The organism is Citrobacter sp. Cpo091 (assembly GCF_030332645.1).
Classification (GTDB): domain Bacteria; phylum Pseudomonadota; class Gammaproteobacteria; order Enterobacterales; family Enterobacteriaceae; genus Citrobacter; species Citrobacter portucalensis.
Genome location: NZ_JAOWHL010000039.1, coordinates 272,310 through 290,393 on the forward strand (window position 1 = coordinate 272,310; position 18,084 = coordinate 290,393).

General features: G+C 53.2%; 17 protein-coding genes and 1 other annotated feature. Of the genes, 4 read left to right on the top strand and 13 right to left on the bottom strand.

What is annotated here, in order from left to right; translation table 11 throughout:
• The 5 genes from thrB to yjjY form a co-directional block, all read right to left on the bottom strand.
• Window positions 1-930: a homoserine kinase gene (gene thrB, locus OGY04_RS17670; protein WP_008786144.1), complete on the bottom strand. Its 930-nt coding sequence runs from the start codon at window positions 928-930 to the stop codon at window positions 1-3.
• Window position 931: 1 nt separating this feature from the next.
• Window positions 932-3,394: a bifunctional aspartate kinase/homoserine dehydrogenase I gene (gene thrA, locus OGY04_RS17675; RefSeq protein ID WP_191215183.1), complete on the bottom strand. Its 2,463-nt coding sequence runs from the start codon at window positions 3,392-3,394 to the stop codon at window positions 932-934.
• Between the two features lie 23 nt (window positions 3,395-3,417).
• Window positions 3,418-3,544: a sequence feature (Thr leader region), on the bottom strand.
• On the bottom strand, window positions 3,474-3,539 hold the full coding sequence (gene thrL / locus OGY04_RS17680; protein WP_032337689.1) for a thr operon leader peptide: 66 nt from the start codon (window positions 3,537-3,539) through the stop codon (window positions 3,474-3,476). Its footprint overlaps the feature before it by 66 nt.
• A gap of 206 nt (window positions 3,545-3,750) precedes the next feature.
• Window positions 3,751-4,437 (bottom strand): tRNA/rRNA methyltransferase, encoded by a 687-nt coding sequence (locus OGY04_RS17685; protein ID WP_003829762.1) that lies wholly within the window; start codon window positions 4,435-4,437, stop codon window positions 3,751-3,753.
• A 399-nt stretch (window positions 4,438-4,836) separates the two neighbouring features.
• Window positions 4,837-4,977 (bottom strand): YjjY family protein, encoded by a 141-nt coding sequence (yjjY, locus tag OGY04_RS17690; protein WP_042998021.1) that lies wholly within the window; start codon window positions 4,975-4,977, stop codon window positions 4,837-4,839.
• A 95-nt stretch (window positions 4,978-5,072) separates the two neighbouring features.
• Between yjjY and arcA the strand changes: the two genes are divergently transcribed.
• Window positions 5,073-5,789, top strand: coding sequence for a two-component system response regulator ArcA (arcA, locus tag OGY04_RS17695; protein ID WP_001194359.1), 717 nt, complete (start codon window positions 5,073-5,075; stop codon window positions 5,787-5,789).
• Between the two features lie 60 nt (window positions 5,790-5,849).
• Here the strand turns inward: arcA and creD are convergent, their stop codons facing one another.
• From creD to creA, 4 genes are read right to left on the bottom strand one after another with little or no spacing between them, the layout of a single operon-like run.
• Window positions 5,850-7,211 (bottom strand): cell envelope integrity protein CreD, encoded by a 1,362-nt coding sequence (creD, locus tag OGY04_RS17700; RefSeq protein ID WP_286585746.1) that lies wholly within the window; start codon window positions 7,209-7,211, stop codon window positions 5,850-5,852.
• A 57-nt stretch (window positions 7,212-7,268) separates the two neighbouring features.
• The gene (creC, locus tag OGY04_RS17705) at window positions 7,269-8,693 is read right to left on the bottom strand and encodes a two-component system sensor histidine kinase CreC (RefSeq protein WP_032942324.1); all 1,425 of its coding nucleotides are present in this window, start codon (window positions 8,691-8,693) and stop codon (window positions 7,269-7,271) included.
• Window positions 8,693-9,382: a two-component system response regulator CreB gene (gene creB, locus OGY04_RS17710; protein WP_008786140.1), complete on the bottom strand. Its 690-nt coding sequence runs from the start codon at window positions 9,380-9,382 to the stop codon at window positions 8,693-8,695. Before creB ends, creC begins: the two co-directional genes overlap by 1 nt.
• A 12-nt stretch (window positions 9,383-9,394) precedes the next feature.
• Complete coding sequence (gene creA / locus OGY04_RS17715) at window positions 9,395-9,868, bottom strand: protein CreA (protein WP_003018998.1); 474 nt, start codon at window positions 9,866-9,868, stop codon at window positions 9,395-9,397.
• Between the two features lie 211 nt (window positions 9,869-10,079).
• On the opposite strand from creA, the gene robA reads away from it, so the two are divergent.
• Window positions 10,080-10,949 (top strand): MDR efflux pump AcrAB transcriptional activator RobA, encoded by an 870-nt coding sequence (robA, locus tag OGY04_RS17720; RefSeq protein ID WP_003829933.1) that lies wholly within the window; start codon window positions 10,080-10,082, stop codon window positions 10,947-10,949.
• Here robA and gpmB read toward each other — a convergent pair.
• Window positions 10,946-11,593 (bottom strand): 2,3-diphosphoglycerate-dependent phosphoglycerate mutase GpmB, encoded by a 648-nt coding sequence (gene gpmB / locus OGY04_RS17725; protein WP_003019006.1) that lies wholly within the window; start codon window positions 11,591-11,593, stop codon window positions 10,946-10,948. The two genes, robA and gpmB, sit on opposite strands and share 4 nt — an antisense overlap.
• 71 nt (window positions 11,594-11,664) lie before the next feature.
• Between gpmB and yjjX the strand changes: the two genes are divergently transcribed.
• Complete coding sequence (yjjX, locus tag OGY04_RS17730; protein WP_286585748.1) at window positions 11,665-12,189, top strand: inosine/xanthosine triphosphatase; 525 nt, start codon at window positions 11,665-11,667, stop codon at window positions 12,187-12,189.
• Window positions 12,190-12,278: 89 nt separating this feature from the next.
• On the opposite strand, the gene trpR is transcribed toward yjjX, so the two are convergent.
• A complete protein-coding gene (trpR, locus tag OGY04_RS17735; protein WP_032934222.1) occupies window positions 12,279-12,605 on the bottom strand; it encodes a trp operon repressor in 327 nt (108 codons plus the stop codon).
• Between the two features lie 89 nt (window positions 12,606-12,694).
• Window positions 12,695-14,632, bottom strand: a complete 1,938-nt coding sequence (sltY, locus tag OGY04_RS17740) for a murein transglycosylase (protein ID WP_286585750.1) — start codon at window positions 14,630-14,632, stop codon at window positions 12,695-12,697.
• 331 nt (window positions 14,633-14,963) lie between these two features.
• Between sltY and ettA the strand changes: the two genes are divergently transcribed.
• Window positions 14,964-16,631 carry an energy-dependent translational throttle protein EttA gene (ettA, locus tag OGY04_RS17745; RefSeq protein ID WP_003829940.1) on the top strand — a complete coding sequence of 556 codons (1,668 nt, stop codon included), beginning with the start codon at window positions 14,964-14,966 and terminating at the stop codon, window positions 16,629-16,631.
• A 199-nt stretch (window positions 16,632-16,830) separates the two neighbouring features.
• On the opposite strand, the gene nadR is transcribed toward ettA, so the two are convergent.
• Complete coding sequence (gene nadR, locus OGY04_RS17750) at window positions 16,831-18,060, bottom strand: multifunctional transcriptional regulator/nicotinamide-nucleotide adenylyltransferase/ribosylnicotinamide kinase NadR (protein ID WP_003829942.1); 1,230 nt, start codon at window positions 18,058-18,060, stop codon at window positions 16,831-16,833.
• Window positions 18,061-18,084 lie beyond the last annotated feature (24 nt).

The following is an 18,084-nucleotide window of genomic DNA, read 5'->3' on the forward strand; positions in this document are numbered from 1 at the left end:
TTATCCCAGTACCCGTGCGCCCGCCGTGTCCAGCCGGCAAATATGAACAAAGCCTTCCTGATTTTGCAGGTAATTTTTACCCAGCCAATCTGCTACGCGCTGTGCCGTATCCGGCTTATCGCACAAAGCGAACAGCGTCGGCCCAGACCCAGATATACCGCTGGCCAGCGCGCCAATTTCTGCGACCGCCTGACGCGCCTGGCTAAAGCCTGGCAGCAAGCGGGTACGATACGGCTCAGCAATGACATCTTTCATCAGCTTCGCGGCCAGAAGAGGCTGACGGGAATAGCAGGCATGGATGAATCCCGCCAGATGCCGCCCGTGAGCGATACAGTCCTGACGGCGATACTGCGCTGGGAGAATCGCCCGCGCTTCAGCCGTCGACACTTTAATCCCTGGATACGCCAGTACCCACAGCCACTCATCAAAGCCTGGCACCTGCTGGCTAATAATGCCGTTTTCTTCAATCATTAACTGCATACCGCCCAAAAAGCACGGAGCGACGTTATCGTAATGAATGCTGCCGGAGATACGCCCTTCAAGTTCGCCCATTATCGCTAACAGGCGCGTATCGTTGAGCGGCTTACCGCAATGTTCGTTCATAGCGACTAACGCCGCCACGACGGAACAGGCGCTGGAGCCTAACCCGGAGCCAATCGGCATATTTTTTTCCAGCGTCATCGCCACCGGAACGGTTTTACCCAGCTCCTGGCAGAATCGCTCCCAACACTGGTAGACAATATTTTCACGTGGCTCGGACGGCAGTTTGTTGGCAAAGCGCCCAAGGTTGTTCAGGCTGAACTGGTCAGCCGCCTCAACGGACACCACATCACCCAACAGCGAACCGTCCACCGGAGTTACCGCCGCACCGAGTACATCAAACCCGACGCTCATATTGGCACTGGAAGCCGGGGCATAAACTCTCACCATGTCAGACTCCTAACTTCCATGAAAGGGTGCGTAGCAGGTCGGCAAAGACGCCCGCCGCCGTCACATCGTTACCCGCGCCATATCCGCGCAGAACCAACGGCAACGGCTGATAATAGTGGCTATAGAACGCCAGCGCGTTTTCACCGTTTTTCACTTTAAACAGCGGATCGTTGCCGTCTACTGCATCAATTTTCACGCGACAAACACCGTCCTCTTCGATATTGCCAACATAGCGCAATACTTTTCCCTCATCACGGGCTTTCGCCACGCGCGCGGCAAAGACGTCATCCAGCTGCGACAATTTCGCCATAAACGCGGAAACATCACCGGAGTCATCAAACTCTTTTGGCAGGACCGGCTCAATGACAATGTCAGAAAGCTCCAGCTCACGACCAGTTTCACGGGCCAGGATCAGCAGCTTACGCGCCACGTCCGTACCGGAAAGATCGTCACGCGGATCGGGTTCGGTATAGCCCATCTCACGCGCCAGGGTGGTGGCCTGCGAGAAGCTCATGCCTTCATCCAGCTTGCCGAAAATAAACGACAGTGAGCCAGAAAGGATGCCTGAAAAACGTTGCAGTTCATCACCTGCGCTGAGCAGATTTTGCAGGTTTTCAATAACCGGCAAGCCCGCGCCCACGTTGGTGTCGTACAGGAATTTACGACGAGACTTCGCGGCGGCAAAACGCAGCTGATGATAGTAATCCATCGACGACGTGTTGGCCTTTTTGTTCGGCGTAACCACGTGGAAGCCTTCACGCAAGAAGTCGGCATATTGATCCGCTACCGCCTGGCTTGACGTACAGTCGACAATCACCGGATTGAGCAGATGGTATTCTTTCACCAGACGAATTAAGCGCCCAAGGTTGAAAGGCTCTTTCGCGCTCTCCAGCTCCGACTGCCAGTTTTCCAGATTCAGACCGTGGACGTTGGTCAGCAGGGCCTTCGAGTTCGCCACGCCGCACACGCGCAGATCGATATGCTTCTTTTTGAGCCAGGTTTGCTGACGTTTAAGCTGCTCCAGCAGCGCACCGCCCACGCCGCCTACGCCAATCACAAACACTTCAATCACCTGGTCGGTGTTGAACAGCATCTGATGGGTCACGCGTACGCCGGTGGTCGCGTCATCGTTATTCACCACCACCGAAATAGAACGCTCAGACGAGCCCTGGGCGATCGCTACAATATTGATGTTCGCACGAGCCAGCGCGGCAAAGAACTTCGCCGAGATGCCGCGCAGGGTGCGCATACCATCGCCAACAACAGAGATGATGGCCAGACGCTCAGTCACCGCCAACGGCTCCAGCAGGCCTTCTTTCAGCTCGAGGTAGAATTCATCCTGCATGGCGCGTTGTGCACGCGTGCAGTCGCCCTGCGGGACGCAGAAGCTGATGCTGTATTCAGAAGAGGATTGGGTGATCAGCACTACCGAGATGCCCGCACGCGACATCGCGGCAAAAACGCGCGCCGCCATGCCCACCATGCCTTTCATTCCAGGGCCGGAAACGCTAAACATCGCCATGTTATTGAGGTTAGAAATACCTTTTACCGGCAAATCATCGTCATCACTGCTGGCACCGATCAGCGTACCGGGCGCTTGCGGATTGCCGGTATTTTTAATCAGGCACGGGATCTGGAACTGGGCAATAGGGGTAATGGTGCGCGGGTGCAGCACTTTAGCGCCGAAGTAAGAAAGCTCCATCGCTTCCTGATAAGACATCGACTTTAGCAGTCGGGCGTCGGGTACCTGACGCGGATCGCAAGTATATACACCGTCGACATCGGTCCAGATTTCACAACAATCGGCACGCAAACAGGCGGCCAGTACGGCGGCAGAGTAGTCAGAGCCATTACGCCCCAACACCACTAACTCACCTTTTTCATTTCCAGCGGTAAACCCTGCCATCAGAATCATGTGGTCCGCAGGAATACGGCTGGCGGCGATGCGGCGCGTAGATTCGGCGATATCAACGGTAGATTCGAGGTAATGGCCGACAGCCAGCAATTTCTCCACCGGGTCGATGACCGTTACGTTATGCCCGCGTGCTTCCAGCAGGCCGGCCATGATAGCAATCGACATTTTTTCACCACGGCAGATAAGCGCGGCATTGATGCTGTCCGGGCACTGTCCCAGCAGGCTGATGCCGTGCAGGACGTGCTTAATCTGAGCAAATTCTTGTTCAACAAAGGCTTTGAGCTGCGCCAGCGGAAAACCTGGTTGCTCGGCGGCAAGACCCACCAGCAGCTCGGAGAAAATGCGTTCGGCGTCGCTGATATTAGCTAAAGCATCCTGACCACCGATGGTCTTCTCAATCATTGCCACCAGATGGTTGGTAATTTTTGCGGGGGCAGAGAGAACGGTCGCGACCTGCCCCTGTCTGGCATTGCTTTCCAGAATATCGGCAACCCGCAGAAAGCGCTCTGCATTTGCCACTGATGTACCGCCGAACTTCAACACTCGCATGGTTTACCTCATTGCCTTTGGTCGAAAAAAAAGCCCGCACTGTTTAGGTGCGGGCTTTTTCTTGTGTTTCCTGTACGCGTCAGCCCGCACCGTTACCTGTGGTAATGGTGATGGTTGTGGTAATAGTGATGCTGATGCGTTTCATGATGTTGTGTGCTCTGTAATTATTATCTGTCTGTGCTGTATTCTTTTAGGGTTAAAGTATCTGCTGACCTAAGTCAATAAATTTTTAAATTGATCACATTCCGAAACTTGTTCATGAGCGACTGCTTGCCCTTTTACTTTCAACCAATACAGCATGTTGAGCCCACTTGAACCAAGAACAAAACACTGCACAACAAAAATTGTTCGACATTTTATTTTGTGATATTTTTTTCAATATCATGTAAAAAACGGTGCAACATTGCCGTGTCTCGCTGCCCCAACAGACCCATTCGCTGTTGCAACCAGTCCGTCAGCTTGATGTCGTCAGAAACGTTCAGCGTGGCTAATAAACGCAAAACGCGTGCGCGCAATGCCTGCAGCTGAAGTTCATCCGTCACCTCAACGTTTTTGGCCGGTTGTTGTATTAAACCTGCTAATTGATAGCAATACACCATCACCGCCTGCCCCAAATTGAGTGAAGGATAGTCAGCGACCATCGGTACACCAGTGAGTACATCTGCCAGCGCTAATTCTTCATTGGTCAGCCCCGAATCTTCACGACCAAACACCAGCGCTGCATGTTCCATCCACGTGGATTTCTCCTGTAACAGGGGAACCAGTTCGACCGGGGTGGCGTAATAATGGAACTTCGCCCGGCTACGCGCGGTGGTCGCAACGGTAAAATCAACGTCGTGAAGCGCATCGGCTAACGTTGGAAAAACGTTAATATTATCAATAATGTCGCCAGATCCATGCGCGACCCATCGCGTGGCGGGTTCCAGGTGCGCCTCGCTGTCAACGATACGTAATTGAGTGAATCCCATGGTCTTCATCGCACGGGCAGCCGCACCAATATTTTCCGCTCTGGCAGGGGCAACCAGAATAATTGTTAAACGCATTTCGATACTCTTTTTGGTCAGTCTGCAAGTAATAATGTGACGCACGTCAACATATTACGCAGCGCGAATTTACATTTTTTTAACAGAAGTCACTGAAAAAGGATTTCGCATCCAGTAAAAAATGCTAAACTATTTCCAAACTGTACTATTGCTTTTTATGTTAACAAAAGTTGTATATCCCTCTGTTTATCCATGATAATTTATTTTAAAATGGATCGCATTGGTTGGATTCATTACATTTATTAATTAGCTCGTGCAACTAGTTGTAATATTGCAATTTTGTGATGAAAGCAAACATTTGGATACGTTGATTTCATCAAACTGTTAACGTGCTACAATTGAACTTGATATATGTCAACGAAGCGTAGTTTTATTGGGTGTCCGGCATGTCTTAGCCTGTTATGTTGCTGTTAAAATGGTTAGGATGACAGCCGTTTTTGACACTGTCGGGTCCAGAGGGAAACTACCCACGACCAAGCTAATGATGTTGTTGACGTTGATGGAAAGTGCATCAAGAACGCAATTACGTACTTTAGTCATGTTACGCCGATCATGTTAATTTACGGCATGCATCAGGCAGGTCAGGGACTTTTGTACTTCCTGTTTCGATTTAGTTGGCAATTTAGGTAGCAAACATGCAGACCCCGCACATTCTTATCGTTGAAGACGAGTTAGTAACACGCAACACGTTGAAAAGCATTTTCGAAGCAGAAGGCTATGATGTATTCGAAGCGACAGATGGCGCGGAAATGCATCAGATTCTCTCTGAATATGACATCAACCTTGTGATTATGGATATCAATCTGCCTGGGAAAAATGGCCTCCTGTTAGCGCGCGAACTTCGCGAACAAGCTAACGTTGCGCTGATGTTCCTGACGGGCCGTGATAACGAAGTCGATAAAATTCTCGGCCTCGAAATCGGCGCAGACGATTACATCACCAAGCCGTTTAACCCGCGCGAACTGACTATCCGTGCTCGTAACCTGCTGTCCCGTACCATGAACCTGGGTACTGTCAGCGAAGAACGCCGTAGCGTCGAAAGCTACAAGTTCAACGGCTGGGAGCTGGACATCAACAGCCGCTCTCTGATTGGTCCTGACGGCGAGCAGTATAAACTGCCACGCAGCGAATTCCGTGCAATGCTTCACTTCTGTGAGAATCCGGGCAAAATCCAGTCTCGCGCAGAACTGCTGAAAAAAATGACCGGTCGCGAACTGAAGCCGCATGACCGTACCGTTGACGTGACTATCCGCCGCATTCGTAAACATTTCGAATCTACGCCGGATACGCCAGAAATCATCGCCACCATTCACGGTGAAGGCTACCGTTTCTGCGGCGACCTGCAGGATTAATTCAATCCTCACAGGTAAAAAAACGGCGCGTTATGCGCCGTTTTTCATTTCCCCACCGCCCTATTTCCATAAGCGAAACTCGTCACTCTGCGCAGGCAGAGGCTCCGGAATTTCTGTCGGCTTTGGTTTTGGCTGTGCCAGCGAGTGCCAGTCAAGATGACGCGTCAAGAACATCACGCCACACAACGCGACCAACAGCACGCCGGTTCCCAGCAGTAAAGAGCTGTCCTGTGAACGTAGCAGCACCCACATCACCCCATCCAACCCCAGCAGCGCCACGGTGAATAAAATACTGTTCCGCCAACTCTGTAATATCGCCTGCAGATACACCCCGTTCATTAACGCGCCTACCAGGCTTGCCGTAATCCACGCCGCCGTAAACCCAATGTGCTCAGACAATGCCAGCAGCAGCAGATAAAACATCACCAGCGATAGCCCCACCAGCAGATACTGCATCGGGTGCAGACGCAGGCTGGTCATACTTTCAAGCACGAAGAAAGACATAAAGGTCAGTACAATCAGCAGGATGGCATACTTGGTAGCCCTGTCCGTTAACTGATACTGATCCGCTGGCGTGGCGACGGCAACGCTAAATGCAGGTATTCCCTTCCAGCCAATCTTTTCGCCATCAAAGCGTTCGCCGAGGTTATTCGCGAACCAGCTGCTTTGCCACTGGGCCTTAAATCCTGATTCGCTGATTTCGCGCTTCGCCGGGAGGAAATCCCCCAGAAAGTTGGGATGCGGCCAGTTGCTGGTTAAAGTCATTTCACTGTTACGGCCAACCGGAACAACGGAGAAATCTCCGGTTCCGCTCAAATTCAACGACAGCACCATGCTCAGGTTTTGCTCCGCCCAGCTCGCGTCAGGTAGCGGTATGTGGATCCCTTGAGCTCCCCCATCCAGCCCCGTCCCTGGCTCAACGGCCAGCAATTCCCCATTGACCTGCGGCGCTTGCACCACACCAATCCCGCGCGCATCCCCCACGCCAACCACGATAAACGGTTTGCCGACGCTGACATTGGGATGGTTTAAATCGCGCAAGCGTTCGGCGTTAAACTCAGCCTTCACCGAGAGGTCATTGTGCCAGACCTGGCCTTCGTAAATACCGATTTTACGCGCTTCAACGTTCTGATTCCCCTCAACCACCAGCGACTCCGGCAGCCAGAAATGGATATAGCTGCGCTTACGCTGGATCTGTTTGTCGCCTTCCAGCTCGATATACAGTTCCGTCACCGGGACGGCAATCAGCGGCCCGACCATCTTTTGCGGCCCGCTGGTGCTCTGACGAATAGCATCTTCGACTTCATCACGATAATCCGATCGCTCAACGATTATCTGCCTGACCATCGTCAGTGGAATTAACAGCAGTAATATTGCGCCGCCTAAGGTGACGATTTTCCAAAACAGGGGTGATTTAAACATAGCGTTCTCCTTTGCAATATCAGTAAGGTAGAACAGCTATGTGCGGAGAATTTGAAGTTATGTGAAGTGACGGTGAAGCGTAAACGAGGCCTGGGCGCCGCCCTCTGGTCGGTTAGATAATGTCACCGTACCTTCATGCAGTCGTGCAACTTCATTGACAAACGCCAGCCCCAAACCGCTGCTCTTGTGTCCATTCTCGCGGGGCAGCGAGTAGAAGCGCTCAAAAATACGCGGCAACGCAAAATCAGGGATCCCGCTACCGCTGTCGGTAACCTGCAATGTGACCAGCTCCTCCTGCTGATGCGCGCTCAACGTAATCGTCCCGCCCTGTGGCGTGAAGTCGATAGCGTTGTCGAGCAAGTTCCCCAATGCCTGCTCCAGTAACGCGGGATCGGCAGCGACGCTAAGCGATGAAGGCAGAATGGTCAGCGTAATGTTTTTTGCCGCCAGCTGCACGCTACGCGCCTCTTTGAGCTGAGCAAAAAGCGTATCTACCTCCACCGCCGTCAACGTAATGTCCTGTCGATTCTCCAGTCGCGCCTGGCGCAGCAAAGTTTCGACCAGCGCCTGCATGCGCGCATTTTGCGTCAGAATATTATCGGTAAAACGCGCTACCACGTTTGGCGGCGGGCCTTCGCGCAATATCTCTGCCGCGCCACGAATAGCCGCCAGCGGACTTTTCAGCTCATGCGTTAACGCGTAGACATACTGCTCAATGTAGTTCTTGCCTTCGAGCTTCAGACGCATACTTTCCAGCGCCTGCGCCAGTTTGCGTAACTCGCTGCTGCCTAAATCAGGCAGTGGGACGGGGCGATTCTCGGTAACGGAGTCGGCATAACGCGCCAGCCGGGCAATGGATCGGTTTATCCACCATACCATCCCGAAGCCAATCACCAGGGCAATGCCCAGCAATACGGCGCTGGCCCACAGCATTCGCCGTTCACTGCGTTTAATCACCGGTGCCATCGCCGCATTTGGTTTGCCGACACTGAGCACGCCGATAATACGCCCACCGTCTACGATCGGCGCGGCAACGTACATCACTGAGCTTTCCGGATCGTTCGGGTTTTGCGGCGTGCTGCGGGCACCATACTGCCCACGCAGCGTTAACCACACATCGTTCCAGCGGGAGTAGTCCTGACCGACGGCCTGGTTAGCTGAATCAAACAACACCTTGCCCTGCGCGTCCGTCATGTAGACATGGTATTCATTACGCACTTTGTTAATGCCGCTGATGTTGGCGTTAAATGGGCGGTTATGCAGCTGCGCAAATGCCTGCGCCAGCTTGCCGTTAGCCGGTGAGTCAGAGAGCACGTCATCACGCGCCAGTGCAGCCAGCAGCGTGGCGGTATCAATTAGAGTACCTTCGGTCGCCCGACGAACGCCTGGCTTAATTTCCTGCACAAAGATCGACAGAACAAACCAGGCGGCGACCGCGACAATCAGAAAATAGCCGAGCAGCAAACGCATGCCAATGCGCATCAGCAATTCCTCAGGCTGTATCCCATACCGCGATGTGTATTGATGGGGGAAAGCTCCGGATTGATAGCCCGCAGCTTGGCGCGCAGCGTTTTGATGTGAGTATCAACCGTTCTGTCAAAGGTATCCTGTGCGTCTGCCCAGACTAAATCCATCAGTTGCTGGCGAGAGTAAATACGTCCCGGCGACATCAGCAATGTTTTCAGCAGCAGGAATTCATAACGCGTCAGGTTCAACGGTATGCTGAACCAGGTAATCTGCGCGGCCAGCTCATTAAGTTCAAAATCCCCACAGCGGGTCATCGATGAAGGCGTGGAGAATTTTTGCACCCGCCGCAGCAGCGTACGCACACGAGCGCACACCTCGCGCGGCGAGAAAGGCTTGGCAACATAGTCATCTGCGCCAATTTCCAGCCCCAACAGGCGATCCACTTCATCGCTGCGCGCGGTCAGAAAGAGGATCGGCAACGCCGGGTGGCGTTCCAGTAAACGTCGGCACAGTTCAAAACCGCTGATATCCGGTAGCCCGACATCCAGAATGATGGCATCAGGGCATTGCTGGCGAGATTTCTCCAGCACGGGAAATCCGCGCTCAAACGCCTCTACACTAAACCCTTCCTGTTGCAGCATGTAGATAAGCGTATCAGCGATTCCCTGCTCATCCTCAACCAACCAGATCAACGGCTGTTGCATTGTGCTTCCTTGTTATTGCCGCCACGGCATGATGGGTACCGCGCTAATGGCATTTTTGGGCGATCCATCGACCACTTTATCTGAATAGGCCAGATAGGCCAGCGCATTACGTTTCGCATCGTAAAAACGCACGACCTGTAAAGATTTAAACACCAGCGAGGTACGTTTCTTAAATACCACTTCGCCCTGAGCTTTACCGTTCTTGATTCTGTCGCTCAGTTCTACCGGCCCAACCTGCTGGCAAGAGATGGCGGCATCGGAGGTATCTTCCGCCAGCCCCAGTCCACCTTTGATGCCGCCGGTCTTCGCACGACTCACGTAGCAGGTCACATTGGTAACATCCGGATCGTCAAACGCTTCGACCACAATTTTATGATCCGGCCCAAACATTTTGAACACCGTATCGACAGATCCAATCTGCTCCGCATGGGCGACCTGCGCCAACATCAGCAGAATTGAGGAAATGACTAAGCTCTTATATTTCATATTGTTACCATTCTTAAAAGTTGTTCTGCGTAATTATTAAACATTCTAAGATAAAATGTATACAGATCACAGGATTACAATAATCACGCTTTCGTATGTCCGAAAAAAGCACTTATGAGCAAAAAAAACACTGAATGCTAAAACAGCAAAAAATGCTATTATCCTCATACCTGACGTCAGGTACTCGTTGTTGAAAGGATGAGGATATTTTATGGATCAGGCTGGCATTATTCGCGACCTATTAATCTGGCTGGAAGGTCATCTGGATCAGCCTTTGTCGCTTGACAATGTGGCGGCAAAAGCGGGCTATTCCAAGTGGCACCTGCAGAGAATGTTTAAGGACGTGACGGGCCATGCTATTGGCGCCTATATCCGCGCCCGTCGTTTATCGAAATCCGCAGTGGCGCTGCGCCTGACTGCGCGTCCAATTTTGGATATTGCGCTGCAATATCGCTTCGACTCTCAACAAACTTTTACTCGCGCATTCAAGAAACAATTTTCGCAGACACCAGCGCTGTATCGCCGTTCACCGGAATGGAGCGCATTCGGTATTCGCCCGCCAATGCGACTGGGTGAATTTACAATGCCTGCGCACGAGTTCGTTACGCTGGAAGATACGCAACTGCTCGGCACCACGCAAAGCTATTCCTGCTCGCTGGAACAGATTTCAGATTTCCGTCATGAAATGCGTATTCAGTTCTGGCGCGACTTCCTTGCTCAGGCTCCGGCGATCCCGCCAGTGCTGTACGGGCTTAACGAAACGCGTCCGAGCATTGAAAAAGACGACGAACAGGAAGTGTTTTACACCACAGCACTGACGCCGGAACAGGCCAATGGCTATGTGCCGTCGGCGCAGCCTATCCTGTTACAGGGTGGCGAGTACGTGATGTTTACCTACGAAGGGCTGGGAACCGGCGTGCAAGAGTTTATCCTGACGGTTTACGGCACATGCATGCCGATGCTGAACCTGACGCGCCGTAAAGGACAGGATATCGAGCGATACTACCCGGCAGAAGATGCCAAAGCGGGAGATCGCCCGATCAACCTGCGCTGCGAATTCCTGATTCCGATTCGCCGCTAGCGCTGTAGTTCATCCAACGCAGGGGCGTCCAGATGTGAGATGTCCCCTGCCGTTTCAACGACCCATCCCGGCGCCAGCCATAAGCTTTCCTGGTAATCAACGCGAGAAATTGAACAGTTGCGCAGACGCAAGCGACGTTCAGCCCATGCCGGTAATCCCAGAATTGTGCTCACCAGGCAACCCAGCGCGATACCGTGGCTGACCAGCAGTGGACGACTTCCCGGCGGCAGCTCCAGACAGGATGCCAGCGCCGCATTGACGCGATCGCTCAGCTCCTGCATCGATTCCCCTTCCGGAATACGACCATCCACCGTGCCGTTCACCAACTGGCGACGCCAGCCCTCTTCCTCTGGCGTCAGCGTATCGATGTGACGTTTTTCCAGCACCCCCATATTCAGCTCACGCAGACGAGAATCATAGGTGATATCACAGCCGCAGGCCTGGGCGATGATTTCTGCGGTGCGTCGTGTACGACCAAGATCGCTACTGATGACATGCGTAATACCAAACGAGCGGGCGCGTTCTCCCACCTGCATGGCTTGTTGTTCACCTTTAGCGGTTAGTGGGCTGTCTGACTGGCCTTGAATACGTCGCTCGGCGTTCCACTGCGTTTCGCCATGGCGAACAAGGTATACCTGTAACATGCTTTTTTTCCGTTATATACTCGTCATACTTTGAGTAGACTCTGCGATGAATTTTCAAACTGAGCTTAATTATGCACAAGGTTATCTCTGCGACCACCAATCCTGCCAAAATTCAGGCAATTCTGCGGGCATTTGAAGAGATTTTCGGGGAAGGATCCTGCCATATTGAACCCGTCGCCGTCGAGAGTGGCGTGCCGGAACAACCTTTCGGAAACCAGGAAACGCGCACTGGCGCACGAAATCGCGTTGATAACGCTCGCCGCCTGCACCCGCAGGCTGATTTCTGGGTCGCCATTGAAGCAGGAATTGACGACGATGCCACCTTTAGTTGGGTGGTGATTGATAACGGCATTCAGCGCGGTGAAGCCCGTTCAGCCACGCTGCCATTGCCGACTGTCATTCTCGACAGAGTCCGTAAAGGTGAAGCTCTCGGCCCGGTGATGTCGGACTATACGGGTATTGATGAAATTGGCCGTAAAGAAGGCGCAATCGGCGTTTTTACCGCGGGCAAGCTGACGCGCTCAAGCGTCTATCACCAGGCGGTGATTCTGGCGCTCACCCCGTTTCATAACGCGATATACGATGAGTCATTGTAATTTGTAGGCCTGATAAGCGTAGCGCCATCAGGCAAGCAGCGCGCACCATTGCCGGATGGCGGCTTCGCCTTATCCGGCCTACGAGAGAATCAGACACTTTTTAGCAGTACCTGCTCCAGCCACTGACGCAAATCCACCGGTGCGGATTTGAGGCTGTTCGACCCCCGCGTAATAGTGGCAATTCCCGCCCCGAGCTCGTTTTTAAGCTCACGCTGGCTCATCTCGCCGCGCAGCAGCTCTTCAATGATACGCACACGCGTGCCCAACGCTTCACGCTCATCCGGCGTTAACATCAAATTGAGCAGCGGCAGGTGTAAATCTTGTTCGTAGGCGTGTTTAAGTAGATCGACAAAACGTAACCACTCCTGGTGACGTTGTTCTGCCATCTCTGCTGAATAGGGTGATTGCTGAGTCATAAGATATCGCCATCGTTGCGGGGGAAGCGTGCTTGCTCCCCCCTTTTGTACTCTTTAACGAGTACGATAGCATAACACAATCGACACGATCAGTAACGACGTTGCCATTCTGCGTCGCTCATCAACTCCGGTTTATCGCCGAGGAAATAGCGATAGTACGCATCATAAGCCAGCACATTCTTCACGTAACCACGCGTCTCTGAGAATGGAATACTTTCGACAAACGCCACAGCATCAATGCGGCCAGCGCTATTGCCAAGCCAGGTGCGAACGCGCCCCGGACCGGCGTTATAGGCTGCCGACGCAAAGATGCGGTTATTGCCGAATTGCTGATATACGTACTGCAAATAGCTGGTACCAATGTTGATGTTGGTATCAGGATCCAGTAGCTGGCTCGGACTGCTGTAACCTGGAATCGAGAACATTTTCACCGTATGCGTCGCCGTGCCTGGCATAATCTGCATCAGCCCGCTGGCGCCGACCGGTGATTTCACTTTCGGGTTCCAGGCGCTTTCCTGACGCGCTATCGCCATCGCATAGCTTGGCTGAATATCTTTGTCGCTGGTGTAACGGGTAAACAGATCTTTATAGGCCAATGGGAAGCGCTCTTCCAGATGATCCCACAGCTTACCGGCGATCGTCGCCTGAACGCTCAGATCCCACCAGTGATTGTTGAACGCGTAACGTGCCAACTGAGCCTGCTCGGACTTGGTACGGCTGGTTACCAGATTCGCCCATTCACTGCGCGCGGTATTATCCATGTTCCAGTACATTAGCTCGCGTACGCGTGCCATTTCTGGCCCCTGAGTCAGCGCAGAATCAACGTTCGCTGGCGCTTTATCCACTTTCAGCTCGTACTCTTCGCCCAGGCGCTGTGCCGCCACCATCGGATAGAAACCACGCTGCTGCATGAGCTGGTGCAGGATCTCTTTGGCTTCCGCATCACGTCCGCGCTCCAGCAGCAGATCAGCCTGCCAGTAGCGCCACTCGTCTTTTTCTTTTGCTTCCATTGGCAGACGTGCCAGCCACGTATTAAGGCCACGACGATCGCCGGTTCCCAGCGCCATGCGCACGCGACGCTCCACAAGCGAGGTGGAATTGGAGCGCATAATCGCATCATCACGCCATTTGGCCTGCTCGTCGGTGACGTCATTGCCCATCAGACGCCAGGCAACAATATCGCGTAGCTCCTGGGTTTGCTCGTCATTAAGCTGTTGCGCCTGTACCAGGGACGGGATCATCAGGCGGGCGTTTTCCACATCCTGACGCGCCACGCTGGCAAAGGCGACCGCCGCCATCTGTCGGGTGAAATCCGTGGCACCAGTGGTGCGAGCAAAAGTCATCACCGAATTCGGATCGTTGGCCAGCGAGATGATCGCAGAGGCAATGGTTTGGTATTGTGCGGGCATCTGTCCGGCCAGCGCCGTCACCAGACCGGTATTCCCGGCTTTCATCGCCAGACGAATACGCTCCAGATACGCCAGCGGATCCTGAGTGCCTGAGGCGCGCCACACGCCGAATAATTTGTCACAGGCGTTCGGCTGACTTTTCCCGGTCAGCCACAGATCTTTCGCGCCCCGCCAGGCTTCTTCGATTTGCCCGGTACTCCATTTCGCGAAGTAATAGTTGCATTGCGCTTCCGTGGTGCCCGGTTTTTCCGGGCTGAACGCCAGCAGTCCACGCCAGTCTTCGCGGCGCGCCAGTTCATTCACAAAACGCGATTGCAGAGTACGCGCCGGGGGCAGCGTCGGGTTGGCGCGCACAAAATTGGTGACGGTAATGGTCGGCTGATTCATCAGATCGTCAGTGATCTGACGATATTCCAGATAGGGATACAGAGGATAGTTCTTCAGGCCGGGCATCATCTGCTCTACGACATCCATCTGTCGGTTATCCCAGGCCTGCTTAATTTGCGCATAGCGATTGCGCTGCTCATCCAGGGAGTCGGCTCGCGCCACCTGACTGACCGTCAGCAGACATACGCTGGCTGCCAGGAGGCGCCAGGTAAATTGATTGGCTTTGTCCACAAGCTCTTCCTCTTCTCATGTTACGTCTGTGCAGCATCATGCCGCTTAATTAATTCATGCTAACCAGACATTGCAGAATGCGCCACGTCACGGACACTTTTTTACTTTTGTTGCGAGTGGGATCTGCTGGCTGGGATTGGGCAATGAAAAAGGCTACACTTCGCCTTTGATAACTATTTACCAATAATTAGCCCTAAATAATTCAAGTTGCACCAAGGCGGCGAGGAAGTGAATCCCCTGAGCGTACAAAAATACGTGACTGGGGTGAACGACACAGCCAACGCATCTGCGGCTTGAAGTATGACGGGATAAACATAGAGGCGAGTCCAACGTGGCCCAATTCGTTTATACCATGCATCGTGTCGGCAAGGTCGTTCCGCCGAAACGTCATATTCTTAAAAACATCTCACTGAGCTTCTTCCCTGGCGCCAAAATCGGTGTTCTCGGTCTGAACGGTGCGGGTAAATCTACCCTGCTGCGCATCATGGCCGGTATTGATACCGATATCGAAGGTGAAGCTCGCCCACAGCCAGGCATTAAAATCGGTTACCTGCCGCAGGAACCAAAACTGAACCCAGAACATACCGTTCGTGAATCCGTTGAAGAAGCGGTTGCCGAAGTGGTTAGTGCACTGAAAGGTCTGGATGAAGTTTACGCCAAGTACGCCGAGCCGGACGCCGACTTCGATAAACTGGCCGCACAACAGGGCAAGTTTGAAGAAATTATCCAGGCGCACGACGGCCATAACCTGAACGTGCAGCTTGAGCGTGCCGCTGACGCCCTGCGTCTGCCGGACTGGGACGCTAAAATTGAGAATCTCTCCGGTGGTGAACGCCGCCGCGTTGCGCTGTGCCGCCTGTTGCTGGAAAAACCAGACATGCTGCTGCTCGACGAACCGACCAACCACCTGGATGCGGAATCCGTCGCGTGGCTGGAACGCTTCCTGCACGATTTCGAAGGCACCGTAGTGGCGATTACCCACGACCGTTACTTCCTCGACAACGTTGCGGGCTGGATCCTGGAGCTGGACCGTGGTGAAGGTATTCCGTGGGAAGGTAACTACTCTTCCTGGCTGGAGCAGAAAGATCAGCGTCTGGCCCAGGAAGCCTCTCAGGAAGCGGCTCGCCGTAAATCCATTGAGAAAGAGCTGGAGTGGGTGCGTCAGGGCGCTAAAGGTCGTCAGTCTAAGGGTAAAGCCCGTCTGGCACGCTTTGAAGAGCTGAACAACACCGAATACCAGAAACGTAACGAAACCAACGAACTGTTTATTCCACCTGGAGCACGTCTGGGCGATAAAGTCGTTGAAGTCACCAATCTGCGTAAATCCTACGGCGATCGCGTTCTGATCGACGATCTGAGTTTCTCCGTACCGAAAGGCGCAATTGTCGGCATCATCGGTCCGAACGGCGCGGGTAAATCTACCCTGTTCCGTATGATGTCCGGTCAGGAACAGCCTGACAGCGGCACCATCACGCTGGGTGAAACCGTCAAACTGGCCTCCGTTGACCAGTTCCGTGACGCCATGGACAACAGCAAAACCGTGTGGGAAGAAGTTTCCGGCGGGCTGGATATCATGCGAATCGGCAACACCGAGATGCCAAGCCGTGCCTACGTGGGCCGCTTCAACTTCAAAGGTGTGGATCAGGGCAAACGCGTCGGCGAGCTGTCCGGTGGTGAGCGTGGTCGTCTGCACCTGGCGAAGCTGCTGCAGGTTGGCGGCAACATGCTGCTGCTCGATGAACCAACCAACGACCTGGATATCGAAACCCTGCGCGCGCTGGAAAACGCCCTGCTGGAATTCCCGGGCTGCGCGATGGTTATCTCACACGACCGTTGGTTCCTCGACCGTATCGCCACCCACATTCTGGATTACCAGGATGAAGGTAAGGTTGAGTTCTTCGAAGGTAACTTTACCGAATACGAAGAGTACAAGAAACGTACGCTGGGCGCCGATGCGCTGGAGCCGAAACGTATTAAGTACAAGCGTATTTCTAAGTAATTAGCGTTAAGCGCCGGATGGCGGCTTAACGCCTTATCCGGCCTACGAGGTTAGTGCGACTTGTAGGTCGGAAAAGCGCAGCGCCATCCTGTCTATGAGGTTAGTGCGACTTGTAGGCCGGACAAGCGCAGCGCCATCCTGTCTATGAGGTTAGTGCGACTTGTAGGCCGGATAAGCGCAGCGCATCCGGCATTAAAACCTACCTCTGCTCGCCCATCAACTCTTTCACCAGTTCCACGCAGCGCAGGAAGCGGCCGTCGTAGTCAGGCTCCTGAACGTGCACAAAATTGATATTGTTTTCCTGCAGCATCTCGACCAGCAGCGTCTGAAACGCTTTTCTGTCAACTGAGCTTCCAAGGCTGCGTAAGCCATCCGCCACCCACGGGGTGTTGTTTTCCAACAGGATCACCAGGTCGAAGCGATACTCATCAATAAGCGCTTGCACAAACGGGTGTTCACGCCCTTCATACTTTTTACAGAAGGCCTGAGTGGTCACGAAATCGGTGTCGATGAACGCCACTTTATTGGCGTACTTAACAGCAAAATCAATGTATTGCGCTTGTCCTAAGGCGATTTTATCGTAGTCAGAATACTGCAACGCCATCTCATCGCCGCCCAAATGGGAGAAGACATAATCACGCCCGTATTCCCACGCACTGGTGGTATTAAAAATATTGGCGAGCTTGTTCACCAGCGTCGATTTACCGCTCGACTCCCCGCCGAGGATCGCCACGGTGCGCACGAAGAACGGCTTCACTTCGGTCGGAATGTACTCCCAGTAGCGAAACGGGTTTTCACGGATTTGCCCGCCGCTGATGCTCATGAACGTCCGCTTAGGATCCACCAGCACGGTTTCGATCCCCAAATGTTCGAGATACTGCGGGGCATCTGATTCTTCAGAGGTGTAGATCCAGTTTGGCTGGATCCCTTTCTCCTGCATAAACGTTTTGATCCCGTTGCTCCACACGTCCCAGCCGTGCGGATACGGCTCCATGCCTTCTTCGTTGAAGGCATGAATACGGATATTTTTCTGATACTTAAAGGTTTGCAACAGCCAGCGTAAACGATCGGGCACCGTAGGCTGTTGCGACATGGCACTGTCTTCAAACAGGCTGCGATCGCGCGTGTCGTCATAACCCATGATGATATGCAGTTCATCGACCTGACTACAGGCGCGCTGGATAAGATAAATATGGCCGGTGTGCAGCGGATAAAACTTGCCGAATACCACACCGATATTTTTCTGCTGGCGCGGAAACTCCAGACCGAGAAAGCGGTGCAACGCCTCCAGCTTCTGCGCGCTGGGGCTTTTGATTTTGGCATTCAGCAGTTGGCTTAGGTATCCCTTGGTCATGCCACTGGCATCCGCCACCTGTTGCAGGGTACAGCCCTTTTGCTTTATGGCGGTTTTCAGATATTCAAATGACACAAGAGCCTCCTGCTGGAAAAATCG